The sequence below is a fragment of the Streptomyces sp. NPDC044106 genome (genome assembly GCF_056433985.1).
This window is the reverse complement of sequence record NZ_JBWKFZ010000032.1, coordinates 26,029-49,847: the sequence shown is the minus strand read 5'-3', so window position 1 is coordinate 49,847 and position 23,819 is coordinate 26,029. Positions and strand designations below refer to the sequence as shown.

Sequence of the window (23,819 nt, the reverse complement as noted above, 5' to 3'; positions counted from 1 at the left end):
CGGCCTCGGGGGCGGTCTCGGCGACCTTGCGCAGCCGCACGTTCGCCCCGGCCTTCTCCGCGCCCTCGGCCACCGCCTGGGCCAAAGTGTGCACGTTGCCAGTGGCGCTGTAATAGATGATCGCAACGTTCACAGGTTCCACAACTGTTTCCTTTTCTGTGCGTGTTCTATCGGGTCGTGCCGCGGGATGCGGCCGCTCGCGCGCGAGGGCCCCACATCCCGGTGGGGATAAGCCGGTGGGCAGGAGGAAAACCGCGCGGCCCTGCCGCGGCGGGCCGGACGGGCCCTGCCGCGGCCCGGATCACGGGAGGCCGCCGGCTGGTGATCCGCGGATCGCTATGAGGTGCACGGGAATTCTCCTGACGGGTGACGGACGGCTTCACACGGTTCGAAGCCGGGGTGGGAGAGCGCCGATTCCCGCTCCGGGCGACCGGGGGATGGGCCCCGGAAGGAATTCGATCTCCACCCGTACGACGACACAGCCCGTTGTAATGTGAGGTGACGAGCGCCACCTTCAGTGCGATGCCTCATCGAACTGGTGAAGCCAGGGCGCGGCCAAGGGAGTTGGCGACACCATGAGCATGCACCCCGAGCCGGAGGACAGCCGGCTCGAACCCGGCCTGAGCGCGGTTCTCAGCGAACGGCGCCAGCTGATCAACCTCGCGTACCGCTTCCTGGGCTCCCTGGCCGATGCCGAGGACGTCGTGCAGGAGACGTACGCCCGCTGGTATGCCATGTCCGAGCAGCGCAGGGACGCCGTCGCGGCGCCCGGCGGCTGGCTGACGACGGTCGCCAGCCGCATCTGCCTGGACCTGCTCGGCTCGGCCCGGGCCCGGCGCGAGCGCTATGTCGGCGAGTGGATCCCCGAGCCGCTGCCCGACCGGATGGAATGGCTCAGCGGCCCCACGGGAGCGGCCGCCGACCCGGCCGACCGCATCACCCTGGACGAGTCGGTCAACATGGCCTTCCTCGTCGTCCTGGACTCCATGACCCCGGCCGAGCGCGTGGCGTTCATCCTGCACGACGTCTTTCACTACTCCTTCGCCGAAGTCGCCGAGATCGTCGGCCGCAGCCCGGCCGCCAGCCGCCAGCTGGCCTCCTCCGCCCGCCGCCGCATCCGCACCGCCCAGCAGGCCCCGGCCACCGCCACCGCCCGACGCGCCGATGTGGTACGGGACTTCAAGCAGGCCTGGGAGGCCAAGGACATCGACGCCCTGATCGGCCTGCTGGACCCCGACGCCACGACGATCGCCGACGGCGGCGGCCTGGTCAGCGCCCAGCTGCAGCCCGTCACCGGCGGCGAGCAGATCGCCCGCGTCTTCGCCGACGTCGCCGGGCGGGCCCCGGACCTGACGATCCTGGAACGCACCGTCAACGGCCAGCCCGGCCTGGTGGCCCAGCAGGACGGCGTCACCGTCTCGGTGCTGGCCTTCGACGTGGCGGGGGAGCGGATCACGCACATCTGGGCCGTGCGCAACCCCGAGAAGCTGCGCTTTTGGACGGCCGGCTGACCCCGGGCGCATTCCGGCCACCGCACCCCCCCCGGGCACCCTGTCGGCACCCCGCCGGGGCCGGGGCCGGGCCGGGGTCAGCCGCGGGGCGGCCCGCCGAGCGGGACCTTGTAGCTCTCCAGGTGGCTGATCGCCTCCCCGGCGAAGGTGAACACGTCACAGAAGAGGAACTCCGCCTTCTGGCCGCCCGGCAGGGCCAGCACGGCGCGGCCGGTGGCGACCACCGTGTCCCCCTCCTCGATCAGCCGGTCGACGGTGATCTCCGGCCGCTGCACGACGCCCTTGGCGGCCGCGCCGTCCTTGTTCTGCACGATGCCCCGCAGGGCCTCCCTGCCCTGCACCCGCGTCTGGCCCAGGCTCTCCCACACGACGTCGTCGGTCACCAGGGACAGGACCAGTTCGTGGTCACCGCTGAGGACCCCTTCGCGGTACCGCTCCACGGTGGCTTTGTGTTTGCTCATGTCACATGACTAGGGGATACGCCTAGGAAGGCGCTGGAATCCCGACAGAAGCGGACGCACCCTCCCGGCGCAGTCCGGGCACAGCGCCACGAAGCGGTCGGTGCGGCCTGACATTTGGGGGTGCTGTCTCGTCGGAGGGGGGACGGCAGTTTCGGCCACGGGGAGCAGAGGGAGCACGCGGGCGATGAGGACGCAGACCGAGCCGGAAGACGATCAGCTTGAGGCGGGCCTGAGCGCGGTCCTGAGCGAGCGGCGTCAGCTGATCAACCTCGCGTACCGCTTCCTGGGCTCCCTGGCCGATGCCGAGGACGTCGTGCAGGAGGCCTACGCCCGCTGGTATGCCATGAGCCGCGCGCAGCGGGCGGCCATCACCTCGCCCGGCGGCTGGCTGACGACGGTCGCCAGCCGCATCTGCCTGGACCTGCTCGGCTCGGCCCGGGCCCGGCGCGAGCGCTATGTCGGCGAGTGGATCCCCGAGCCGCTGCCCGACCACTCGGAGTGGGCGAGCGGGCGGGCCGGGTCGGCCGCCGACCCGGCCGACCGCATCACCCTGGACGAGTCGGTCAACATGGCCTTCCTGGTCGTCCTGGACTCCATGACCCCGGCCGAGCGGGTGGCGTTCATCCTGCACGACGTCTTTCGCTACTCCTTCGCCGAAGTCGCCGAGAGCGTCGGCCGCAGCCCGGCCGCCTGCCGCCAGCTGGCCTCCTCCGCCCGCCGCCGCATCCGCACCGCCCAGCAGGCCCCGGCCACCGCCACCGCCCAGCGTGCCGACCTCGTGCGCAGCTTCAAGCAGGCCTGGGAGGCCAAGGACATCAGCGCCCTCATCAGCCTGCTGGATCCCGAGGCGACCGGGCTGGCCGACGGCGGCGGTCTGGTCAACGCCGCGCCGCCCACCGGCGGCGGCGAGCAGATCGCCCGCTACCTGGTCACCATCACCGGCAAGGTGCCCGGCCTGACGATCCTGGAGCGCACCGTCAACGGCGAGCCCGGCCTGGTCGTCCAGCAGGGCGGGGTGACCGTCTCGGTGCTGGCCTTCGACTTCGCCGGCAGCCGCATCAAGCACCTGTGGGCCGTGCGCAACCCCGAGAAGCTGCGCCCCTGGACGACCGGCTGAGCCGCACCGGCGCGAGGGCCACGAGAGGGATATTGCGAGGCCCAAGGGGGTGCTGTCACATCTTGACGGGCTGTTTCGTCAGAGCTGTGTACGCACCATCAGCACGGCAGAGGAGCCGGACATGGACGCTCGCTTGAACCTCTTCGACAACCCGGTCTCGGCCAAGTTCCTCAAGCGTCTGGCCGCCGCGGGCCAGGTGGCAGCCCAGTCGACGCTGCCGGCGGCGACGCAGGAACTGGTCGGGCTCCGCGCCAGTCAGATCAACGGCTGCGGCTTCTGCGTGGACATGCACACCAAAGAGGCCGCCCACGCCGGGGAGAACCCGGGCCGCCTGCACCTGGTCGCGGCCTGGCGCGAGGCCACGGTCTTCACCGACGCCGAGCGCGCGGCGCTGGAACTGGCCGAGCAGGGCACCCGGATCGCCGATGCGGCCGGCGGCGTCAGCGACGAGGCCTGGGCGAACGCCGCCCGGTACTACGACGAGGAGCAGCTCGCCGCCCTGCTGGCCATCATCGCCCTCATCAACGCCTTCAACCGCGTGAACGTCCTGGCCCAGCAGCCCGCCGGGGACTACCGCGTGGGCCAGTTCGCCTGAGCAGCTGTCTTCGGCCCCCGGCCGTGAGACAGCGGCAGCCGACTGACCTGCTGCGGGGGCGCCGGCGGGACGGTCCGGCGGAATGGCCGGGAGCGTGGTGATCCGTTGCCGGCGACGGACCGGAGCGCGCCAGGGGCATTCCCTGCCGGCGCCGCCCGTGCCACCTGCTCGTACGCCTGGCGACCAAGCGGCAGCGCTTCGCCGACCCGGCCGTCAGGGCCGTACAGCACCGTGCAGTTGCAGTTGTTCATGACCGGCCCGTTTCCTCGTGCACGGCACCGGCCAGCCGCCGCAGCCGGGCGCCGCAGCCGGGCGCCGAGCCGGGCGGCCCCGGACCAGCGCGGCCGGCTCGCCTTGGGGCGGACAGCAGAGCCAAGCCAGTCGGCCGCCTCCGTCCCGGCCTGGGGGCGGGCGGTATGAGCAGCCGATGGCCCACTGACATGGAGCCGGTCGGGCGCGTGGTCGGCCAGGCCCTGGTAGCCCGCGCTGCGGCTGAGCCGCAGCGCGGTGAGCGTGCCCGGCCCGGTGCGCATCGGCTCGGTGGACACCACCTCCCGCTGCCCGCCACGGTGCTCGGTGAGGGAGGCTTCGTGCCCCACAAGCCCAAGCACGGCGACCTCGACGCCTGCCCGTGGCAGGCCGCTGTCGACGCACTCCGCGATCGGCTGGCCCTCGCTGTCGCGGCCCCAGTGCGGTTCCTCCGCCGAGGTATCGCGCCCGCTGGCCAACACACAGAGGGCCATCCGCTTGCCGATGTTCATGCCCATGCCGTGGACCGCGCCCCCGGGCAGGACCTCCGCCCGGCCCTCTTCGTCGCGCACGAAGCTCGCGCTGTGCGGCGTAGTGCCGCTGCCACGTCGCCGGCCACGCCGGGTCCCAGTGCTCATCCACCACCCGGAGCGCGGCCTCCCGCGCCGGGTGGTCACAGCGTCCAGCGCTCGTCGCAGTACGTGCAGGCCGCTTCCACGTTCCCCCGGAAACGCGCGCAGTGTGCACAGATGCCCCCGGATTTTTCGCGACATGCAGCACCTGCTCCACACCTGCTCCACACGCTTATCCTGAACCGGAAATTTTTCCGGATTCCGGGCCAGTGGAAAGTTGCCCCTATCGCTGCATCGGGAATTCCTCATGGATCTTAGACGGGGCTCCCGGTAAGCTCCGGTCGTGGCGGGGAAGCGCAGTCAACTGCGGAATTGCTGCCGAACTGTTGCGGAGGAAGGTACCTGCATAGAATTACCGGCATTCTCCCATCCCGGCATTTCCGTGCACAGCCGTGAGGTCGGCACGAGGGGAAGGGGGGCGGCCTGCTGGGGTATTACCGGATGCGGCGCCGCAATCAACTCGGCACTGCGATTGCATAGCAACTGCGAGTTGCTTCACATTCTCCGGAGCTGCTTTGATCCGCCCGTAAAAGGAAGCACAGATCCACAGTGCCCGCTCTTGAGTGGCGCGGGCGTGGAAGCGGCCGCATTCCCGTCAAAGACCACGGCCGCTCCACGTCGTGTGAAACACACAAGGAGATGTTACGTGAAGGGCAATACCCTGCGGATAAGCGCGGTCACCGCGATGGCCGCGGTCGCCTTCGGTGTCGCGGTGCCGGCGGCCTCCGCGGCCGGGCATCACCGCACCGGTGGTTTCGTCGCATCCTTCACGGAGGCCGGGTGCGGGCTTCGGGCCTCCGAGGCCCGCGCCCTGCTGGCCGTGTGCGAGTTCCGCGCCGAACTCGCACCCGGCGCCGAGGCCGCGCTGCAGGCCGTGGCCGACGGTGCCGCTACCCAGGAGGAGCAGGCCGTTGCCCGTGCGTCCGCCGCCGGCACGATCTGGCAGCTGATCAAGAAGGCTGGTTCGTCCGTCGTCAAGGCGGCCAAGAAGGCGGCCGGGAAGTACGCGACCTTCCGGAACTGGATCAACAGCCTGTCCTGGTACCACCCGATCAAGCTGGCCTGGCAGGCTGCGAGCGGCGAAGCCCAGTACCGGATGTGGAAGTACGTCCACGACCACGTCTGACGCTCGTGCCGTGAGGGCCGGATGCCCCTCCTCATCCGGCCCTCACGGCCACCCGCCCCGGCCCCGAAGGACCTCAGAACCGATGACTTCCTCGCGACCTCACCATCCCGGCAAGGCGGTCGGCCCGTCCCCCGGAAACCGCACCGAGACCGTGATCGGCACGTTTCTGCTCACGGCCTTCGCCGGCTTCGTGTTCCTGCTCGTCGCGGACGCCCGCGACAACGACACCCTGGCCACGACCGGCCGTGTCCTGCACTGGGCGGCGGGAGCGGGCATTGCCGCCACCATCGTCATCACCCGTACCGCGCTGCGGCGCCGGACGTCCGGCTTCGACTGGATCTTCGCCGTGGTGTGGACCGTCCTCACGGTCCTGGCTCGGATGAATGGGGACCTTTGATCCGGTGGGGCGGGCGTGAGGATGCGCAAGGCACGTGGCCGACCGGGACGCCCTCCTGAACCGCCACTCGCGCGCCCGCATCAGAGGGGCATGCATTCCACCAGATCGACGTCACCGTAGCCGCCGCAGAGGCGCAGACGGAGCTTGCTCCGGGCGCACACCTTGGGCGGGGCCCGTCGCTGTTCCGTCAGGATGCCGCCCGTTCCGAGGCGACTCGGCGAGCTGCGGACGAGGCCTTCCGGCCCGGGGCCGCCCCGAGCAGATTACTGTTCAACCTTTTCCCGCCACTGGACGCACGCCGGGCCGGCATCCGCCGTCTTGGCGGTCGGCCTGCGTCAACGGGGCGGACGAGTGCGACGTCGGGCCAGGCCGGAGCCCTCGCACCCGCCAGGCCCGGCGAGTGGTGGGCCCGTCCGGGCGCGGATGCGGCACGTGCCGGCCCTCGTCGGCCGGCCGACGGGCCAACCGCTCCCCGGCGTACACAACGGCTCGAATTGATTTAGCGTTCAACCTCATTGAGCGGCATGCTGGCCACTAGGCCGGCGACCACCCAGGTCACCAGTCCAACACCCCGACCCGTCACGGGAGATGACTCGACATGAGCGAGAGCCTGCCGCTCCGCCTCCACCACCACGCCTGGATCACTGACGACCAGGAAGCCAACCGGCGCTTCTACGAGGAGGTGATCGGCCTGCCCCTGGTCGCCACGTGGACCGAACGCGAGGTGCTGTTGGGAACCGAGCGCGTCTACAGTCACACCCTCTACGGCCTGGCCGACGGCAGTGCGCTCGCCTTCTTCCAGTTCGCGAACCCCAAGGACCAGGAGGAGTTCAGGACCGGCATCAATTCCACCCCCGTGCGCCACATCGCCTTCAAGGTCGAGGCGGAGGCCCAGGAAGCCATGCGCGAGCGCGTCACCGCGGCCGGCCACGCGGAGACGAACGCCCATGTGGTCGACCACGGGTACTGCGTCTCGCTGTACATCACAGATCCCAACGGGCTGATACTGGAGTTTGCCGTCGACCACCCCGAGGCGGAAAAGATCGGCGCCGAGCGGCGAGCCACAGCACACGAGGACCTCTCCCGCTGGCTCGCCGGCGACCACGCCGGCAACAACCGCTGGCGCTGACCACTCGTCCGGCTTTGTACCCGCCCCACGGCCAAGGCCCCCGCCGCCGGGGGCTTTCCGGCGGCGGGGGCCTGGTGGCGGGCGGCCCGGTTCAGCTGATCTTCATGGTGGCCATCATGCCCATGGCCGAGTGGTCGAGCATGTGACAGTGATACGGGTAGGAGCCCCGGTAGGTGTCGAAGGTCGCCTGCAGCTTGACCGTCTCGCCCGCCAGGACCATCACCGTGTCCTTGAGCCCCGACTCGCCGGGCGCCGGCGGCTTCCCGCTCCGCTCCAGGACCCGGAACTGCACCAGGTGCATGTGGAAGTTGTGCGGCACCCGGGTGTTGGCGTTGGTGACCGACCAGATCTCACTGGCGCCGAAACGGATGCTGGAGTCCACCCGCGAACCGTCGTAGACCTTGCCGTCCAGGAACGCCTTGGGATGCTCCACGCCCTCCTCCATGCGCATCTCGATGGCGCGCTCGTTGGTGGGCGTGGGCAGCGGCGGCAGCGAGCGCAGCACCGCGGGCACCGAGCTCGGGTCCTCGGCGGTGCGCACCACGTCGAAACGCAGTACCTTGCCGACCTGCTCCGCGGTGCCGTTGAAGATGACGTTGTTCTCCAGCACCACCTGATCGCCCACCGCGTAGCGCGAGAAGTCGATGACGACATCGGCGCGCTCGCCCGGGGTGAGCACGAACGACTTGGTGGTGTGCGGGCGCGGCAGCAGGCCGCCGTCCGAGCCGATCTGGATGATGTCGCTGCCGTCGGAGAGCTGCAGGCCCAAGAAGCGCTGGTTGGCCATGTTGGCAAAGCGCAGCCGGTACTTGCGGGCGGCGACCTGGAAGTAGGGGTAGGGCACGCCGTTGGCCAGCAGCGTGGTGCGCTGCAGGTCGTCCATGACGTAGATGAGCTGGCCTGCCGTGTCGAAGTTCGCGTCGCGGATGCCTATCTCCACGTCGTACTCGCCCTTGGGCAGCGGCAGCTGGTCCTCGATGCTGTCGCTCAGCAGGTAGCTGCCGTGCATGCCGCGGTAGACGTTCTCCGCCTCCCGGTGGTGGGCGTGGTCGTGGTACCAGAGCGAGGCGTGCGGCTGCTTGTTGGGATAGGTGTAAAGACGCTCGCCGCCCGGGGCGAGGGTGTCCATCGGGTCGCCGTCGTTGGTCTGGCTCACCGAGGCGCCGTGCAGGTGCACCGAGGTCGCCACGTCCAGCGCGTTGCGCTGGCGCACGATCACGGTGCGGCCGGTGCGGGCCTTGATGGTCGCGCCGGGGAAGTTGCCGTTGTAGGTCAGCAGATCGGTCTGGATGCCCGGCAGGATCTCCTTGCGGGCCGGACGCATGGTGACGTCGTAGTGATCGGCCGTCGCGGTGCGGAAGGTGGGTCTGAGCACCGGCATCCTGGGCATGGGCACGGCGAACAGTTCCGGGGTGGCCGCTGTGGACGGGCTGGCCTGGGCGGGGTCCACGGCAAGCAGGGGAGTGAACGACGCCCCGGTGAGCCCTACGCCCGCGGCGGCGAGTCCGGTGCCGAGCAGACGGCGTCGGGTGACCATGGTTGCCCTCCTAAGTACAGTCGAGTGAAAACCTCGGCACCCGCCGGGCGCCCGCCCCTCGCAAAAGAGGCGCGGCAGCGTCCAGCCGTGCGGTGCCAGCCGCAGTCCACCAGGGGCGGCTCGAGGCTCACTCGGGTCTGCTCCGGGCGGCTTTGCCCCCATTGGCCGGGGCCGCGCACGCCGGAGCACGCCCCCTCAGCCCCCGCCGCCCCGAAAGGAGCCCCCGGCCCATGAACGACCCGGCCTCCGCCGACCCGGCCTTCGCCGGCCCCGAGCAGACCCTCGCCCCGGGGCGGGGCCCGATCAGCGTGGTGTGGTCACTGCCCGGCCAGGGACGCGGCCTGGAAGCCGCCGTGGTGCGCCTGGCCCCCGGCGCGGGCCTGGAGGAGCACACCGGGGACGGCTGCGCGCTGCTGCTCACCGTGCTGGCCGGCAGCGGCGAACTCACCCTGCCCGGCGCGGTGCTGGCCCTCGCGCCGGGCGCCCTGGCCTGGCTGCCCGCACCCACCCCGCGCGCCCTGCGCGCCGGCGGGCACGGCCTGACCTACACCACCGCCCACCGCCCGCCCCGCGCCGCCGCCCCCGGCCCCGGCGGCGAACCGGTCTGCCTGCTGGAGCGGGTCTGCCCGCAGTGCGGCCGCCTGAGCGCCGAACGCGAGGACCGCTACTGTGCCCGCTGCGCGACACCGCTGAGCGCCCCCGGCTGACGGCCCCCGGCCCCGGGGGCCGCGCGGCTCGTGGCCCGGCGCGCAGCCGGACAGCAGCAGCTGGGCCCCCAGCCCTGCAACAGCTGGCGCGGTGCCGCCTGTTGCCCCGGGCCCGCCCGCCTGCCCGCCCGCCCGCCTGGCCTGGTCCTGGTGGCGGGTGCCGGGGGACGCCGACGATGCCGGCCCGGATGCGACCGTACGGCCGACGCCGCGGCGATCCCCGGCCACCGGGGGACCACATGGACGTTGCCGCACAGTGACGGTGCGCTGCCCGCACCGGCAGAGCACGCCACCCGCGGTGAACCGCACCCTCGCCGCGCTGCGGGCGGTACGCCAACCGGGCCCGGGCAGCGATTCCCCCACTCACCGCGCTGCGTGCAGGCGCTGGTCGACGAGCGGGTCCCCGCCGGGGGTACTGGGGTGGGAGCCCTCGGCCGGGCGCACCGGCCGCGTACCGGCTCACGGACACGCCTTCCGTTCTCTTCCGGGGGCGGTGCCAAGGGGACGGCGCCCAGCCCGCCCCCTCTCGCGGGCGGCCCCGGGGGAGCGCCTCGGCCCGGCCCCGGCCCCGTCGTTCGGCCCGGCCGGCCGGTGGTTACACGGGGTTCGGCCAACGCCACCCGCGGGCCCCGCCCGCCCGCGTGCCGGGCCGCCCCCGCGGGAGGAATATGGCGAAATGGGTACGTTCAAGGTCAGTGGGTCGCCGGACGGTCCGCCCGCTGTCTCGTTCACCGAGGAGAGAGCAGTTGTCATGGCCGAGTTCCTGACCGACATCAAGACCATCCGCGCCCGGGCCCGCCAGCAGATCGAGAAGGGCCCGGTGACCGATGCCTACGGCGCGGACCTGGAGCGCGTCCTGGCCGTGCTCAACGAGGCTCTCGCCACGGAGGTCGTCTGCACGCTGCGCTACCGGCGGCACTACTACACGGCCTCCGGCCTCTACTCCGAGCCGGTGGCCGCGGAGTTCCTGGAGCACGCCCAGGAGGAGCAGGAGCACGCCGACCGGCTGGCGCAGCGGATCGTGCAGCTGGGCGGCGATCCCGACTTCAACCCCGACACGCTCACCGCCAGGTCCCACGCGGAGTACCACGAGGGCACCGACCTGATCGAGATGATCAAGGAGGACCTGGTCGCCGAACGCGTCGCGGTGGCCGCCTACACCGAGATCACCCAGTGGCTGGGGGAGGGCGACCCCACCACCCGCCGGGTCTTCGAGGACCTGCTGGCCCAGGAGGAGGAGCACGCCGACGACCTGCGCGGCCTGCTGGAGCGCATCCCGGGCGACCACCACGCCTGAGAGCCGGTCCTTGAACGCCCGCCTGCGTCCCGGCGCCCGGCACGCGCCCCCCGGCGGGAAGCGCCTCCTGGAGCGCCCGCGCCGCGGGCCCGGCCGGAAGACGGCCGGGCCCGCGGCGTCACCGGTCCCCGCGGTGCCGGGTCACCTACTCTCCAGGCGCAGGGTCACATCCTTTTCCTGGTCGCCCGAGGCGGAGCCTTCCTCGGCGACGGTGAAGGCCGCCGAGAGCACCTTGACGATCTGGTCGACCGCGACGTAGCCGCCCTGCACCGTGGCGGTCACCGCACCGTCCAGCGGCGGCGGCCCGCCCGGCCCGCCGCCCGCCGGGCGGGCGGTGTCGAACACGCCGCTCCACACGGTCGGCCCGCCGCCGTCCCGCGCGGAGCGCGGGGCCGCACCGTCCTCCCGGTCCGAGGCGAACGCCGCCTTCAGCACGGTGAAGACGCTCTCCGCGTCGTTTGCCGTCCCGCTCAGTTCCACCGTGACCTGCGCCGAGGGTTCTCCCGCACCGCTCACCGTCGTTCCTTTCCATCGCGTCGTACTGCTGGGCCGAGGACCGGGCCGTCCGGGCCCGCCTCCGGGCTCACCCGGAGGGCTCCTCCGGCACCGGTTCCCGGTCGGGGCCGCCCGCGTTCGCGGAGCCCTCGGGCGCACCGGAGTCACCGCGCCGGCCGGCGCCGGCCTCGTCCGTGTCGGGCACGTCGTCCCGCTCCCCGCGGCCGCCGTCGCTCTCCCGCGCCGGCTCCCAGCGGTCCTGCCCGCTGTCGGCCTGCTGGTCGGGCGGGTCCCGGGGGACCGGCGTGCTGCCGTCGGCGCCGGGGGACGCCGGTACCTGCTCACTCATCGATGTCTCCTCTCGACCGTCCGGCTCCGGGAGCGTCCGGCCCTTGCCGGCGGGGCGCACCCGGGGCTGGGGTGCAGGTACCCGCGCAGGGCAGGACAACTCGTACTGATCACCGTGGACCACCCGCGCCCGATCGGCGACACGGACGGGGCGCCCGAACGCACCCCGCACCAAGCCGCGCACCAAGGCCCCGCGCGACGCCCCCGCACGGCGTGGCGGGCGGCCCGCGGCAGCCGAGCAGATGCGCCAGGGCGGTGTGAGACTGCTCGTGTCACGCCGCCCGTCCGCGGAAGGGAGAAGACGTGCCGCCATCGGAGCCGCCCAGCGGACTGGAGGAGTTCCTCGCGGACCCCGACAACGCCGTACTGGACCTGGCCACCGCGGTCGTGCAGTGCGCGACGGCCCTGGGCGTGCCCCAGGCGGTCATCTACCTCGCCGACCTCCAGCAGCGCCGGCTGGTCCCGCTGAACGAGGAGGGCGCGGGGTTCGCCATGGACGAATCCCTGGCCGGCTGGGCCTACCGCACCCTCTCCCTGCGCGTGGAGGAATCCCCCATCGGAGGCATGACCGCCTGGCTGCCGCTGCTGGACGGCGCCGAACGCCTCGGCGTGGTCGCCGTCCACGCCCCCTACCTGGACGCCACCCTGCTGCGCCGCGGCCGGGCCCTGGCCGCCCTGCTCGCGATGATGATCACCTCCAAGCGCGCGTACAAGGACAACCTCGTCCAGCGCACCCGCGCCGAACCCATGCGCCTGCCCGCGGAGATGCTGCGCGCCTTCCTGCCGCCGCGCACCATCGGCAACACCCACGTGGTCTCGACCGCCGTGCTGGAGCCCGCCTACGAGATCGGCGGCGACGCCTTCGACCACTGCCTCACCCGGACGGACCTGCACGCCACCATCGTCGACGCGATGGGCCACAACCTGCTCTCCGGCCTCACCACGGCCGTCACCCTGGCCGCCTGCCGCAACGGCCGGCGCACCGGCGCGGACCTGCCCGAACTCCTGGACACCGTGGACACGGCACTGGGCCAGTGGCTGCCCGACCAGTTCTGCACGGGCATCCTGACCCGCCTGGACCTCTCCAGCGGGCTGCTGCGCTGGAGCAACTGCGGGCACCCGCCGCCCCTGCTGCTGCGCGACGACCGGCTCGTCGAGGGCGCCCTGGAACGCGATCCCGACCCGCCCCTGGGCTTTCCCGCCGGCCTGCGCGGCGGGGAGCGCCAGGTGCACGAGACGACACTGGAACCCGGCGACCGCGTCCTGCTCTACACCGACGGCCTGACCGAGGCGCGGCTGGCGGACGGCACGGAGTTCGGGCTCGAACGGTTCGCCGACTTCGTCACCCGCGCCTCCAGCGCCGGGGAGGTGGCGGCGGAGACCCTGCGCCGGCTCATCCACTCGATCCTGGACGCGCAGAGCGACCGGCTGCGCGACGACGCCACCATCCTCATGATCGAGTGGCAGCCCTCGCACCGGTGAACCACCGCCCCCGGGCGGGGGTACTTGCCCCGCCCGGGCCCGGCCCCGCCCTGGCGCAGCCCCTAGCTGTCGTCGCCCCGGTCGTCGCGGTGGATGTCCTCCTGGGCGGTGGGGCTGGGCGTCAGGGTGTCGCCGGCCTCCCCGTCCTTGGCGTGCTCGCGCTTCTCGTCGGGCACGGGCCGCTCCTCGGCCTCCTCCACCTCTTCCAGCACCTCACCGGCCGCGGTCTGGGCGGGGGTGTGCGGGTGGGTGTTGTCCTCGCGGTGGCTGTCCTGCATGGTGATGTCCCTTCCGGTCCAGGTGTCTCGTACGTCTTCCTCGCCCAGGGCCCCTTGTCGCCGTGCCCTGGCCTCAGGCGCCCTGCCTGCCCGCCTCACCCGCCGTATCCGCGGTGTCTGCGGTGTCTGGGGTGTCTGCGGTGTCTGGGGTGTCTGCCGTCGTGATGACGAAACCGCTGCGCGGCCGGGTGGGCACCCGGTGCAGGGGGATGCGCAGGTCCTGCTCCGGTACCCGGTAGTCCAGGCGGGCCAGGCGGGGCAGCAGGGTGCTCAGGACCGCCAGGGTGATGTCCTCGCCGGGGCAGCGGTGGCCCTGGGAGGCCTCGCCGCCGCCCTGCGGCACCAGCTCGTCGCGGCCGGGCTCGCGGCCAGTGAACCGTTCGGGGTCGAACACGTAGGGGTCGGGCCACAGCGCCGGATCGTGGTTCTGCCCGTACAGATCGAGCAGGACCATCGTGCCCTCGGCGATCGGCTCCCCGCGCCAGGCGGTGTCCCGCGGCGCCAGGCCCGCCACGAACGGCGCGAAGGGGTAGAAGCGGCGCACCTCGTGGGCGAAGGCCCGCGCGTAGCCCGCCTCGTCCCGCGCGAGGCGCTCGCGCAGCTGCGGGTGGCGGTGCAGGGCGTGCGCCCCGAAGACGGTGAACCAGGTCACCGCGACCGTGGGACGGATGATGTTGAGGACCTCCACGGCCGCCGTCCGCGCATCGAGCAGCTCACCGTCGGCGTCCCGGTGGGCGGCCACGGTGTGCACGGCGTCCGTGGGTGTCCCGGCCCGGTCCGGCTCGGCGCGGGTCGCCTCGATGAGGCGGGCCAGGGCCTGCTCCTGGCGGGCGCGGGCGCGCCGGGCGCGCACATGACGCGGCCCCGCGGTGGCGAACCCGTCGACCATCGCCACCAGGTCCCGCGCCATCTGCCGCGCCCCGTCACCGGGACGGTCCGCCCAGGGGATGCCGGCCCACCGGCACACGGCCCGGGTCAGCACCACGCTCACCTCGTCGAACAACGTGAACCGGGGCAGGCAGGACCACTCCTTGCGGGCCTGCTCCCACTCCTCGCCGACCCGCTCCGCCAGCGCCTGCACGCCCGGCCCGTCCTTGAGCAGGGAGAGGAACAACGCCTTGCGCGCGCGGTGCTGTTCGCCGTCCAGCGTGTGCACCGCACCGTGGCCGAAGAGCGTACTGAGAACGGGGCCGGGCAGCGCGGTGCGGCGCCGCACGTGGTCCTCGTCGTAGAAGAAGGCCACCGCCTCGGGGCCGCGCAGGGCGATGGCGGGCTTGCCCAGCAGCCGGGCGCGCACCGTCTCGCCGCCGGAGCACCGGCTCCGGTCGGGCAGCCAGGCGTAGCCCTGGACGAGCAGGGGCAGCGTGCTGTCGATCATTGATTTCCTCTCAGAAACACGGGGGCGCGGGCCAGGAGCGGGGCAAGGGGGGGCGCGGCGCCGGCACGGCCGGACCCGGGGCCCAGGGGGCGGGCTCAGGGCAGGGGCGTGCCGCCCGTGGCGTTCATGATCTCGGCCGTGATGAAACTCGCGTGCTCCGAGGCGAGGAAGACGTAGGCCGGTGCCATCTCCGCCGGCTGCGCGGGCCGGCCCAGCGGCGCCTGCTTGCCGAACTCCGCGGTGTCCGGCAGCGTCGCGGGGATCAGCGGCGTCCACACCGGGCCCGGCGCGACCGCGTTGACGCGGATCCCGTCCTCGACCAGCATCTGCGCGAGCCCCTGGGTGAAGGTCACGATGGCGCCCTTGGTCATGGCGTAGTCCAGCAGGTGCGGGCTGGGCTTGTAGGCCTGCACCGACGCGGAGTTGATGACCGAGCCGCCCCGCGGCATGTGCGGCACCGCCATTTTGCACAGCCAGAACATGCCGTACAGGTTGGTGCGCACCACCCGGTCGAACTGCTCCGTGGAGATGGCGCCGATGCCCTCGGGCTGCGACATCTGGTACGCGGCGTTGTTGACCAGCACATCGATCCGCCCGAACTCGGCCACCGCACGCTCCACGAGCCTGCGGCACTGCTCCTCCTCTCGGATGTCGCACGCCACCGCGACCGCCCGGCGCCCGGCGTCGCGCACCCAGCGGGCGGTCTCCTGCGCCTCACCGGCCTCGGACGGCAGATGGGTGAACAGGATGTCCGCCCCCTCCCGGGCCATGGCGATGGCCACCGCCCGCCCGATCCCCGAGTCGCCCCCGGTGATCAGCGCGGCCCGGCCGGACAGCAGCCCGGAGCCGCGGTAGGAGTCCTCGCCGTGGTCGGGCGGGGGGTCCATGGGCCCGGTCCAGCCCGGCGGTTCCTGCTCCTGCTGGGGGAACTCCGGCCGCGGGCCCCTGCCGGTGGGGTCCTGGGGGCCCTCCTTGCCGGGGGTGTCCTTCATCTGCTGCCGCCTTCCCTGGTGCCTGCGGGCCGGCGCACCGGCCCTGCCGGCCCGGGCGCCTGTCCCTACCTTCCGCAACAGCGCAGCACCTCACCACCGGAGCCCGGCGGGCGAGGCGCACCGCTGCGCGCCGCCCTCGGGTGCCCGGGCACCCGAGGGACAAAACGCACCTCACGGGAGACTTGGGGCCGCCCAGGCATGTCCCGCACGATCGGGGGGAGCTGAGGACCATGAAGATCCTCATCGTTCTCGTCGTCATCGCCGTCGCCGCCGCCTGGTACATGAACGGGCGCAAGGGACGCTGAGAGCCTGTCTTTGCACCCGCCTGCTTGCCGTCCGCGCGGCCGAGGAGGCCCCTGCGGGCTTCCGGCCCCGCCCGGTACGGGGACGGAGCGGGCTCAGCCCCGGCCGGTACGGGGACGGGCTCAGCCCCGGCCGATACGGCATCCCACCCCCGTGCACCGTGACGATCCGCTCCCGCGAGCCGAGCTCGGCGCGCAGGCTGCTCACATGGGTGCCGACAGTGCGGGCCGGCTGCCAGGAGCCGGCCGGTGGTGGGTTCGAAGACCGGTCCTCAGGCGGAGAACAGCTTGCGCTTTTGGTAACCCGACTCCCAGAACAGCTTGTTGAGGACCTTCACCGGTGCGGGCATGCAGTCCAGGAACCGCTTGCGCTCCGCCTCACCCGTGCCGTCCATGACCCAGGGAATGTAGACGGCCGCGCCCTTGGGGCCCTGCTTCTTGGCCATGGCGCCGCGGAAGGCGTCCCAGTCCTTGGTGGTGCACACGTCCTGGATGAGCGGCAGCGCCGCGTCCTCCTCGTGGCGCATGTGGGAGCCCAGCGACCGGGCCAGGCGCTCCACGCGCTCGGCCAGGTCCGGCGACCGCTGGGACAGGCCCGTGTCGACGGCGCTCAGCACCGCGTCGAGCGAGGCGTGCTCGGCCTCCATCTCGGCCAGCAGCTTCTGGTCGTCGGGGCGTTCGGTGATCTGCCGGGCGACCTGCGGCCACAGCACGGCGTCCTCCACGCTGTGGTGGACGTGCAGCTGGCGCTTGAAATTCTCCCAGCCGGCCCGGACCCGGGGGGCGTCGGCCCGGCCGGCCGCCACGGCGGCCGCGAACCTTTCGAGGTCACGCCGGAACGCATCGTGCGTCGCGTACATGACGGCGAAGTTGATCGGGGCCTGCTGTGCAACTGCCATGGTGTGCCGTTCCTTTCGTCGGCGACCGGCCCCCGCCGGTCGACATGTCGGGCAACTCGCGGCCGTGGCCGGGCGGTTCGGATCTCACCGGCCGCACCCCGGCACCCCCGCGGCCGGGGCTGCCCTCGCCGACGGGAGGGCGCCGGCATGGACGGGTGTGACACCGGGCCCCGATTCTGTGAGGTGAAACACACCTGCCGGGCCGATGTCACACTCCCCGCGGCCCTGTCCTCTCAGTGGCGAACGCGTCACACGGGAGGTGGACCATGTCCGACAGCGCGGAAGACGACGTCACCGGCGAGGAGTTGACCGGCGAGGAGTTGACCGGCGAGGCCGCCCCGGCCCAGGGCGCGGCGGCCGGGGGCGCTCAAGGCGACGTCATCGAAGCCTCCACCGAGGTCTTCGTCAGCCACCGGGAACTGCTCTTCTCCATCGTCTACAACCTGCTCGGCTCCGTCGCCGACACCGAGGACGTGCTGCAGGAGACCTGGCTGTCCTGGTCGGGCAGGAAGAGCCGCTCACCGCGCCAGGAGATCGAGAACCCGCGCGCCTACCTGGTGCGGATCGCGGTCAACCACGCCCTGGCCCGCAAGGACGCCATCACCCGCAGGCGCGAGACGTACGTCGGTCCCTGGCTGCCCGAACCGCTGATCACCAAGACGGCCGGTGAGCGGGTGCCGGACGGCGCCGAACAGGCCCTGCGCACCGAGTCGGTGTCGATGGCGATGATGGTGGTCCTGGAGACGCTGACCCCGCTGGAGCGGGCGGTGTTCGTGCTGCACGAGGTGTTCGGCTACGCGCACACCGAGATCGCGGGCATCCTGGACCGCAGCCCCGCCGCGGTGCGCCAGCTCGCCCACCGGGCCCGCGCCCACGTCCAGGCGCGCCGCCCCCGCTACGAGACGACCCCGCAGGTCCAGCAGGAGGTCACCGAACGCTTCGTCGCCGCGGCGCTGGGCGGCGACCTGGACGCGCTGATGGAGATGCTCGCGCCGGAGGTCACCATGTGGACCGACGGCGGCGGCAAGGTGCGCACCGCGGGCCTGCGGCCCGTCACCGGCCGCGACAAGGTCTGCCGCATGCTCGCCGGATACGCCGGGCGGGCGCCCAAGGACCTCGACGTCCACTACCGGCACGTCAACGGCGACGCCTCCGCGGTGGTCTTCTCCCAGGAGTCGCCCTACGCCGTCATCGTCATGGACCTGACGCCCGGCGGCGACCAGGTGCGCGGCATCTACGCCGTCACCAACCCCGACAAGCTGGCGCGGGTCCGCTCGGACCCGGACACCGAGGAGTGAGCGCACGCCCCTCACCCCGGGCCGGGCGCGGCCTCGGCGTTCTCGGCCGGGCCGCCCGCGGCCGCCGCCACGCCCGCCTGCGCGTCCGGTGCGCTCTCCGGCGCCCGCTCAGGGCCGGCGCCCCCGGCGGGCGCGCTCATGTCCAGCGCCCGCAGCAGCGGGCCCGCCATGGCGGTGGTCACCAGCGCCATCACCACCATCATCGTGAACATCTGCGCCGAGATCAGGCCCAGTTCGCGGCCGATCTGGAGAATGACCAGTTCGGTCAGGCCGCGGGTGTTCATCAGCGCCCCGAACGCGGTGGCCTCCCGCCAGCCCAGGCCCGCCGCCCGGGCGGGCAGCGCCGCCCCGGCGAACTTGCCCGCCACGGCGCACACCACGATCAGCGCGAGGGCCGGCAGCCCGCAGACGCCGAGCGCGCGCACGTCCACCGAGAGGCCGGTGACGACGAAGAAGACCGGCAGGAGCAGCGCCGAGACCTTCTCCAGGGGCACCTCGAGAAGGTGGTGCAGCTCGGCGGCGCGCCGGCGCGGCATGGCCAAGCCGAAGGCGAACGCGCCGAAAATGGCGTGGATCCCGATCCAGGAGGTGACGAAGGCGGAGACGAACACCCCCGAGACGATCAGGACGAGCAGAGTGCTGCGCTCGGCGCGCACCGCACCGCGCACCGCACCGCGCAGCAGCCGGGCCAGCAGCGGCCGTACGCCGAAGGCCATCACGATCCGTACCCCGCCGTCAGGGCGAGGACCAGGAAGAACTCCCCGCTGCCGCCCGTACCGGCCACGGCGGCCACGAGGACCAGGACGCACCAGGCGGCCACGTCACCGATCGCCGCGCAGGCCATGGCCAGGGTGCCGGCCCGGGAGGTGGTCAGGCCGCCGTCGTGGATGATCCGCGCCAGCACCGGGAAGGCGGTGATGGAGAACGCGGTGCCCAGGTAGAGCACGAAGGTTCCCCCGCCGACGCCGGGGCCGGCCCGCGTGGAGTACAGCAGGGCCGCCGCGCCCGCGCCGAGCGCGAACGGCACGGCCATGGCCAGGGCGGCCACCGCGCCGACCGCCCGACCGCGCCCGTGCAGCCGGGTCAGGTCCAGTTCCCAGCCGGCCAGGAACATGAAGAGCACCAGGCCCACCTGGGCGACGGCGCCGAGCAGGGGCCGCGCGTCGGCGGGGAAGATCCGTGCGGGCGGGTCGCCCGGCAGCAGTCCCAGCAGGCTGGGGCCGAGCAGCAGGCCCGCGGCGATCTCGGCGACGACGGGCGGCTGGTGCAGCCGGCGCGCGAGGCGGGCCATGGCGGCCCCCGCGAGCAGGACGATCGCCACATCGATCAGGACTATCGCTTCCAGCGGCAGGGCCTTGCCCGTTGCCATCTCGCCTCCACACAACGCGACGTGCGGCAGCGCCGGCGGGGATCGGGACCCGGTCGGACAGCCACCGCCGTGTACGGCCGGGCCCCCGGGCGGGGGCTCAGAGCCTGTGTCATATCCCCACCCGGCCGGGGACATGACACAGGCTCTTAGAGCCTGTCTTTGAACCCCCGCCTGCGCCCCGGCGCCCGGCACGCACGCTCGGCGCACGGAGCCCCAGGACAGGTGGCTCCGCCACATGACCTGGAACTCCGCACACCGATCGCACGCACCGAACACCGCTGCGCCCGCGCTTCGCGCGGACGACGGGGGTTCAAAGACAGGCTCTTATCGGACAACGGTCAGGTTTGTTCGGGGGAAGCCTTCCCGCCGGCGGTGACGGGGTGCAGCCGGATGCGCCGGCCCCGCGTGTGCAGCTCGCAGCCGCCCTGGGCCAGGGCGCTGCGCACCCAGTGACGACCGGGGGCCGTAGGGCAGCGGCATCACACAGCGCGGGCCGCTGCGGAACACCGCTACCGCCTCACCGTCCCCCCTGTTGCCCTGTGTCCCGCCATGGAGGGGTGAGGGGGCTGGTCAGGGGTGTTCCGGGTCCTGGGCGGGCCGGCGGAAGGCGGCGCGGTACGCGCTGGGCCTGTGGCCGGTGTGGCGGGCGAAGATTTCGCTGAATCCGCCGGGGTTGCGGTAGCCCACCTCGGCGGCGACGCTCGCGATCGTCCGCTCGGTCGTCTCCAGCAGGTGTTTGGCCCGGCGCACCCGGGCGGTGTGCAGGTAGGCCAGCGGGCTTAGGCCTGCCTCCTGGCCGAAGCGGCGCAGCAGGGTGCGGGTGCTGACGCCGAACTCCCGGGCCAGGGCGGGCAGGTCGTAGCGGGTCTGGAGGTTCTGCTCGAGCCACCGCTTGACGCCGGGGGAGAAGCCGCGGCCCACGGCGGGCAGCAGTTCGGTGTCGACGTAGGCGCTCTGGGTGGAGCGGGCGTCGTCCAGGAGGGTGATGCGCGCGGTGCTGCGGGCGATGCGGGGGCCGTCGTGCTCGCGGATGAGGCGCAGCGCGAAGTCGTACATCGCGCTGAAGGCGGCCGTGGTGGTCACGCCCCCATCGCTGACGACCAGTTCCTGGGGGCGCAGCCGCACCTGCGGGTAGCGGCGCGCGAATTGATCCGCGTACAGCCAGGACGTCGTCGCCTCGCGGGCGTGCAGCAGCCCGGCCTCGGCGAGCAGGAAGGCGCCGACGCAGACCGACACGAGGGCGCCGCCCGCCTGCGCCTGCGCGCGGACGGCGGCCGTCTCCGGCCCCAGGCGCGCGAGCACACCGTCGAAGTCGGGACCGGCACCGGCACCGGCACCGGGACCGGGGCCGGGGCCGGGGCCGGGGCCGGGGCCGGGACCGGGGGCGGTCTCGAAGCCGGGCACGATGAGCACGTCCGCCGGGCGCAGCGCCGCGACCTCGATGCCCGCGCCGCCCGAGGCGGTCACCCGCCGGCGGGGCGAGACGACCGACACCCGGTAGGAGGGTCCCGGCCTGCCCTGCGCCGCGGCGACGTGCCCGGCCATGGTCAGCAGGTCGAGGATCCCGTACACCTGTGAGGCGAAGCAGCCGGGGTAGGCCAGCACACTGACCCGCAACGCACTGGACACCCGCACCTCCGGCACTCGGCGGTGGCGGGATCACCGGGAGATGTGGCGATGCCGCCGCTTCTCGGCAGGGGCAGCCTCTCGTCATTCTTTCGCCCATGACAACCAGCCAAGGACAGCGCGACGATCCCCTGGACGACTTCGAGCGGCGGCAGGTCGTTTTCGAGGGCGTCGGCAAGAGCGTGTACGTCACCGGGGACGGCCCGGGTGTCGTCCTGATGCCCGAGATGCCGGGCATCAGCCCGGACGTGGCCCGTTTCGCCCGGTGGCTCCGTGCGGCGGGCTTCCGGGTGTACCTGCCCTCGCTCTTTGGCACCGACGGCGCCTATCCGCTGGCCGGGGCGGGTGCGGAGGTGGTGCGGCGGGCCTGTGTGAGCGCTGAGTTCCGGGCGTTCGCGGGGGGCGGCACGAGCCCGGTGACCGGCTGGCTGCGGGCGCTGGCCCGCGCCGCGCACGCCGAGTGCGGCGGGCCGGGGGTGGGCGCGGTGGGGCTGTGCTTCACCGGCAACTTCGCACTGTCCATGGCGCTGGAGCCGGCGGTCGTCGCGCCGGTGCTCAACCATCCCTCGCTCCCGCTGGACGACCCCGCCGCTCTGGAGCTCGGGGAGCGGGACGCGGCCGCGGTGGCGGCGCGGGTGCGGCAGGACGGGCTGGAGGTGCTCGCCTACCGTTTCGAGGGCGACCGGTGGTGCACGGGCCGGCGCTTCGCGGCCTACCGGGCGCTGCTGGGCGAGGCGTTCACGGGCCGGGTCCTTCCCGCCGGGGCGGCGAACACGGAGCCTCCGCCCTTCTTCCGCGAGGTCGTCGGCTGCGCCCACAGTGTCGTGACGGCGCACTTCGTCGATGCGCAGGGGCACCCCACGGTGCGGGCCCGGGACGAGATCATCGCTTTCCTGGCCGGCCGGCTCCTGGCGCCGGAGCCGGCCTGAGAGCCTGTCTTTGAACCGGCCCGGGCACCAGGAGGCGCCCGTGGTGCGGCCGCGTGGCGGCAGGGACAGCGGCTGGGACGCGAAGCCCCCGCCCGCCCGCCCGGCCGGGCGGGCGGGTCAGGTGTGCTCGCGGCCGGCGGCTTTGGCGATGTTGCGGGCCATGCCGCCGAAGACGAAGGCGTGGAACGGCGCGACCGACCACCAGTAGGCGTGCCCGAGCAGGCCCCGGGGGTGGAACAGGGCCCGCTGCCGGTAGCGGGTGCGGCCCCGCTCGTCCTGCTCCACGTACATCTCCAGCCAGGCCAGCCCCGGCAGCCGCATCTCGGCGCGCAGGCGCAGGAGCCGGCCCGGTTCGATCTCCTCCACGCGCCAGAAGTCCAGGGTTTCGCCGGCGCGCAGGCGGTGGGCGTCGCGGCGGCCCCGGCGCAGGCCGACGCCTCCCACGAGCCGGTCAAGGCGGCCGCGTACCGCCCAGGCGAGCGGGAAGGAGTACCAGCCGTTGTCGCCGCCGATGCCTTCGACGACCCGCCACAGCTGGGCGGGTGTGGCGTCCACGGTGATCTGGCGGTGGTCGGTGTAGAGGCTGCCGCCGGCCCAGTCGGGGTCGGTGGGCAGCGGGTCGCTGGGGGCTCCGGGAAGGGAGGCGGCGGACCAGCGGGTGGCGACCTGGGCCTCCTGGATCCGCCGCAGGGCCAGGCGCAGCGCCTGGTCGAAGGCGAGCGGGCGGCCCGGGGCGTCGGGGACGTAGCGCGCGATGTCGTGTTCCTGGCAGACGACTTCGTGGCGCAGGGAGAGCACCAGCGGGCGGGCGATGCCGCGGGGCACGGGGGTGATCAGGCCGACCCAGTGGCTGGAGAGGCCCGGGGTCAGCAGGGGGACGGGCAGGATCAGCCGGTGCGGCAGTCCGGCGATGCGGGCGTAGGTGCGCATCATGTCCCGGTACGTCATGACGTCCGGGCCGCCGATGTCGAAGCCGCGGTTGAGGGTGGCGGGCAGGCCGGTGCCGGCGCCGGCCAGGAGGTAGCGCAGCACGTCGCGTACCGCGATGGGCTGGATGCGGGTGCGCACCCAGCTGGGCGTGACCATGAGCGGCAGGCGTTCGGTGAGGTGGCGCAGCATCTCGAAGGAGGCGGAGCCCGAGCCGATGATGACCGCCGCGCGCAGGACGATGCTGGGGACGCCGGAGGCGAGGAAGATGTGGCCCACCTCGGCCCGTGAGCGCAGATGCGGCGAGAGTTCGGACTCGGGCACGCCGGCCGGGGTGAGCCCGCCCAGGTACACGATGCGTCCGACGCCGGCGGCGCGGGCCTGTCCGGCGAAGGTGCGGGCCGCGTGCCGGTCGGTCTCCTCGAAGCCGGGCCCGGAGCTCAGGGCGTGCACCAGGTAGTAGGCCACGTCGATGTCGCGCAGGGCGGCGGCCAGGGAGTGCGGGTCGCCCACGTCGCCCTGGACGACGTCCACCCGGTCGGCCCAGGGGTGATCGCGCAGCTTCTTGGGGGTACGGGCCAGGCACCGCACCCGGTGCCCGGCGGCGAGCAGTTCGGGGACCAGGCGCCCGCCGATGTAGCCGGTGGCCCCGGTCACGAGGATGTGCCGGCCGGGCCGGTGGGTGTCCTGGCTCTCACTCACGTCTGGCTGCCGCCTCGTTCCGGGGTCCGGGGGAGC

The 23,819-nt window shown here is 73.0% G+C and carries 25 protein-coding genes; 11 read left to right on the top strand and 14 right to left on the bottom strand.

Annotated features, from left to right (window positions below):
• A partial coding sequence (locus tag AC07DI_RS36635) for a flavodoxin domain-containing protein (protein WP_478909199.1) occupies positions 1-142 on the bottom strand: 142 nt, incomplete at its 3' end.
• A gap of 433 nt (positions 143-575) precedes the next feature.
• Between AC07DI_RS36635 and sigJ (AC07DI_RS36630) the strand changes: the two genes are divergently transcribed.
• Complete coding sequence (gene sigJ, locus AC07DI_RS36630; RefSeq protein ID WP_384250790.1) at positions 576-1,511, top strand: RNA polymerase sigma factor SigJ; 936 nt, start codon at positions 576-578, stop codon at positions 1,509-1,511.
• Positions 1,512-1,588: 77 nt separating this feature from the next.
• Here sigJ (AC07DI_RS36630) and AC07DI_RS36625 read toward each other — a convergent pair whose 3' ends face one another.
• Positions 1,589-1,972 (bottom strand): nuclear transport factor 2 family protein, encoded by a 384-nt coding sequence (locus tag AC07DI_RS36625; RefSeq protein WP_384250793.1) that lies wholly within the window; start codon positions 1,970-1,972, stop codon positions 1,589-1,591.
• A gap of 184 nt (positions 1,973-2,156) precedes the next feature.
• Here AC07DI_RS36625 and sigJ (AC07DI_RS36620) point away from each other — a divergent pair, with 184 nt between their 5' ends.
• Entirely contained in the window at positions 2,157-3,089 is a 933-nt protein-coding gene (gene sigJ / locus AC07DI_RS36620; protein ID WP_478909197.1) for an RNA polymerase sigma factor SigJ, read from the top strand.
• A gap of 121 nt (positions 3,090-3,210) precedes the next feature.
• The gene (locus tag AC07DI_RS36615) at positions 3,211-3,684 is read left to right on the top strand and encodes a carboxymuconolactone decarboxylase family protein (protein ID WP_478909195.1); all 474 of its coding nucleotides are present in this window, start codon (positions 3,211-3,213) and stop codon (positions 3,682-3,684) included.
• Here AC07DI_RS36615 and AC07DI_RS36610 read toward each other — a convergent pair.
• Complete coding sequence (locus AC07DI_RS36610; protein WP_478909193.1) at positions 3,660-4,505, bottom strand: hypothetical protein; 846 nt, start codon at positions 4,503-4,505, stop codon at positions 3,660-3,662. The genes AC07DI_RS36615 and AC07DI_RS36610 overlap by 25 nt on opposite strands.
• Positions 4,506-5,211: 706 nt before the next feature.
• On the opposite strand from AC07DI_RS36610, the gene AC07DI_RS36605 reads away from it, so the two are divergent.
• The 3 genes from AC07DI_RS36605 to AC07DI_RS36595 all read left to right on the top strand — a co-directional run bounded on the left by AC07DI_RS36605 (position 5,212) and on the right by AC07DI_RS36595 (position 7,217).
• Positions 5,212-5,691 carry a hypothetical protein gene (locus AC07DI_RS36605; protein WP_478909191.1) on the top strand — a complete coding sequence of 160 codons (480 nt, stop codon included), beginning with the start codon at positions 5,212-5,214 and terminating at the stop codon, positions 5,689-5,691.
• A gap of 82 nt (positions 5,692-5,773) precedes the next feature.
• The gene (locus AC07DI_RS36600; RefSeq protein WP_478909189.1) at positions 5,774-6,088 is read left to right on the top strand and encodes a hypothetical protein; all 315 of its coding nucleotides are present in this window, start codon (positions 5,774-5,776) and stop codon (positions 6,086-6,088) included.
• 598 nt (positions 6,089-6,686) lie between these two features.
• Positions 6,687-7,217 (top strand): VOC family protein, encoded by a 531-nt coding sequence (locus AC07DI_RS36595; protein WP_478909188.1) that lies wholly within the window; start codon positions 6,687-6,689, stop codon positions 7,215-7,217.
• Between the two features lie 91 nt (positions 7,218-7,308).
• On the opposite strand, the gene AC07DI_RS36590 is transcribed toward AC07DI_RS36595, so the two are convergent.
• Positions 7,309-8,754: a multicopper oxidase family protein gene (locus AC07DI_RS36590; RefSeq protein ID WP_384250803.1), complete on the bottom strand. Its 1,446-nt coding sequence runs from the start codon at positions 8,752-8,754 to the stop codon at positions 7,309-7,311.
• A 230-nt stretch (positions 8,755-8,984) separates the two neighbouring features.
• Here AC07DI_RS36590 and AC07DI_RS36585 point away from each other — a divergent pair, with 230 nt between their 5' ends.
• On the top strand, positions 8,985-9,461 hold the full coding sequence (locus AC07DI_RS36585) for a cupin domain-containing protein (RefSeq protein WP_478909186.1): 477 nt from the start codon (positions 8,985-8,987) through the stop codon (positions 9,459-9,461).
• A 751-nt stretch (positions 9,462-10,212) separates the two neighbouring features.
• Positions 10,213-10,758 (top strand): ferritin-like domain-containing protein, encoded by a 546-nt coding sequence (locus tag AC07DI_RS36580; RefSeq protein WP_384251241.1) that lies wholly within the window; start codon positions 10,213-10,215, stop codon positions 10,756-10,758.
• A gap of 141 nt (positions 10,759-10,899) precedes the next feature.
• Here AC07DI_RS36580 and AC07DI_RS36575 read toward each other — a convergent pair whose 3' ends face one another.
• Together AC07DI_RS36575 and AC07DI_RS36570 are read right to left on the bottom strand one after the other, a co-directional pair.
• Positions 10,900-11,274: a hypothetical protein gene (locus AC07DI_RS36575; RefSeq protein ID WP_384250808.1), complete on the bottom strand. Its 375-nt coding sequence runs from the start codon at positions 11,272-11,274 to the stop codon at positions 10,900-10,902.
• Between the two features lie 67 nt (positions 11,275-11,341).
• Complete coding sequence (locus AC07DI_RS36570; protein ID WP_478909183.1) at positions 11,342-11,602, bottom strand: hypothetical protein; 261 nt, start codon at positions 11,600-11,602, stop codon at positions 11,342-11,344.
• A gap of 302 nt (positions 11,603-11,904) precedes the next feature.
• Here AC07DI_RS36570 and AC07DI_RS36565 point away from each other — a divergent pair, with 302 nt between their 5' ends.
• On the top strand, positions 11,905-13,083 hold the full coding sequence (locus tag AC07DI_RS36565; RefSeq protein ID WP_478909181.1) for a PP2C family protein-serine/threonine phosphatase: 1,179 nt from the start codon (positions 11,905-11,907) through the stop codon (positions 13,081-13,083).
• Between the two features lie 62 nt (positions 13,084-13,145).
• Here the strand turns inward: AC07DI_RS36565 and AC07DI_RS36560 are convergent, their stop codons facing one another.
• The 4 genes from AC07DI_RS36560 to AC07DI_RS36545 all read right to left on the bottom strand — a co-directional run bounded on the left by AC07DI_RS36560 (position 13,146) and on the right by AC07DI_RS36545 (position 16,932).
• Positions 13,146-13,361 carry a hypothetical protein gene (locus AC07DI_RS36560; RefSeq protein WP_478909179.1) on the bottom strand — a complete coding sequence of 72 codons (216 nt, stop codon included), beginning with the start codon at positions 13,359-13,361 and terminating at the stop codon, positions 13,146-13,148.
• A 73-nt stretch (positions 13,362-13,434) separates the two neighbouring features.
• Positions 13,435-14,739: a cytochrome P450 gene (locus AC07DI_RS36555; protein ID WP_478909178.1), complete on the bottom strand. Its 1,305-nt coding sequence runs from the start codon at positions 14,737-14,739 to the stop codon at positions 13,435-13,437.
• Positions 14,740-14,834: 95 nt separating this feature from the next.
• Positions 14,835-15,731, bottom strand: a complete 897-nt coding sequence (locus AC07DI_RS36550) for an SDR family oxidoreductase (protein ID WP_478909176.1) — start codon at positions 15,729-15,731, stop codon at positions 14,835-14,837.
• A 574-nt stretch (positions 15,732-16,305) separates the two neighbouring features.
• Positions 16,306-16,932, bottom strand: coding sequence for a hemerythrin domain-containing protein (locus AC07DI_RS36545; protein ID WP_478909175.1), 627 nt, complete (start codon positions 16,930-16,932; stop codon positions 16,306-16,308).
• A gap of 266 nt (positions 16,933-17,198) precedes the next feature.
• On the opposite strand from AC07DI_RS36545, the gene sigJ (AC07DI_RS36540) reads away from it, so the two are divergent.
• Positions 17,199-18,230: an RNA polymerase sigma factor SigJ gene (gene sigJ, locus AC07DI_RS36540; RefSeq protein ID WP_478909174.1), complete on the top strand. Its 1,032-nt coding sequence runs from the start codon at positions 17,199-17,201 to the stop codon at positions 18,228-18,230.
• Between the two features lie 11 nt (positions 18,231-18,241).
• On the opposite strand, the gene AC07DI_RS36535 is transcribed toward sigJ (AC07DI_RS36540), so the two are convergent.
• The 3 genes from AC07DI_RS36535 to AC07DI_RS36525 form a co-directional block, all read right to left on the bottom strand.
• Positions 18,242-18,946, bottom strand: coding sequence for a cation:proton antiporter (locus tag AC07DI_RS36535; protein WP_478909173.1), 705 nt, complete (start codon positions 18,944-18,946; stop codon positions 18,242-18,244).
• Positions 18,946-19,599 (bottom strand): cation:proton antiporter domain-containing protein, encoded by a 654-nt coding sequence (locus tag AC07DI_RS36530; RefSeq protein ID WP_478909171.1) that lies wholly within the window; start codon positions 19,597-19,599, stop codon positions 18,946-18,948. Before AC07DI_RS36530 ends, AC07DI_RS36535 begins: the two co-directional genes overlap by 1 nt.
• Before the next feature lie 570 nt (positions 19,600-20,169).
• A complete protein-coding gene (locus AC07DI_RS36525; RefSeq protein WP_478909169.1) occupies positions 20,170-21,228 on the bottom strand; it encodes a GlxA family transcriptional regulator in 1,059 nt (352 codons plus the stop codon).
• A 95-nt stretch (positions 21,229-21,323) separates the two neighbouring features.
• Here AC07DI_RS36525 and AC07DI_RS36520 point away from each other — a divergent pair, with 95 nt between their 5' ends.
• Positions 21,324-22,154 (top strand): dienelactone hydrolase family protein, encoded by an 831-nt coding sequence (locus tag AC07DI_RS36520; RefSeq protein WP_478909167.1) that lies wholly within the window; start codon positions 21,324-21,326, stop codon positions 22,152-22,154.
• A gap of 117 nt (positions 22,155-22,271) precedes the next feature.
• Here the strand turns inward: AC07DI_RS36520 and AC07DI_RS36515 are convergent, their stop codons facing one another.
• A complete protein-coding gene (locus tag AC07DI_RS36515) occupies positions 22,272-23,783 on the bottom strand; it encodes an SDR family oxidoreductase (protein ID WP_478909165.1) in 1,512 nt (503 codons plus the stop codon).
• Positions 23,784-23,819 lie beyond the last annotated feature (36 nt).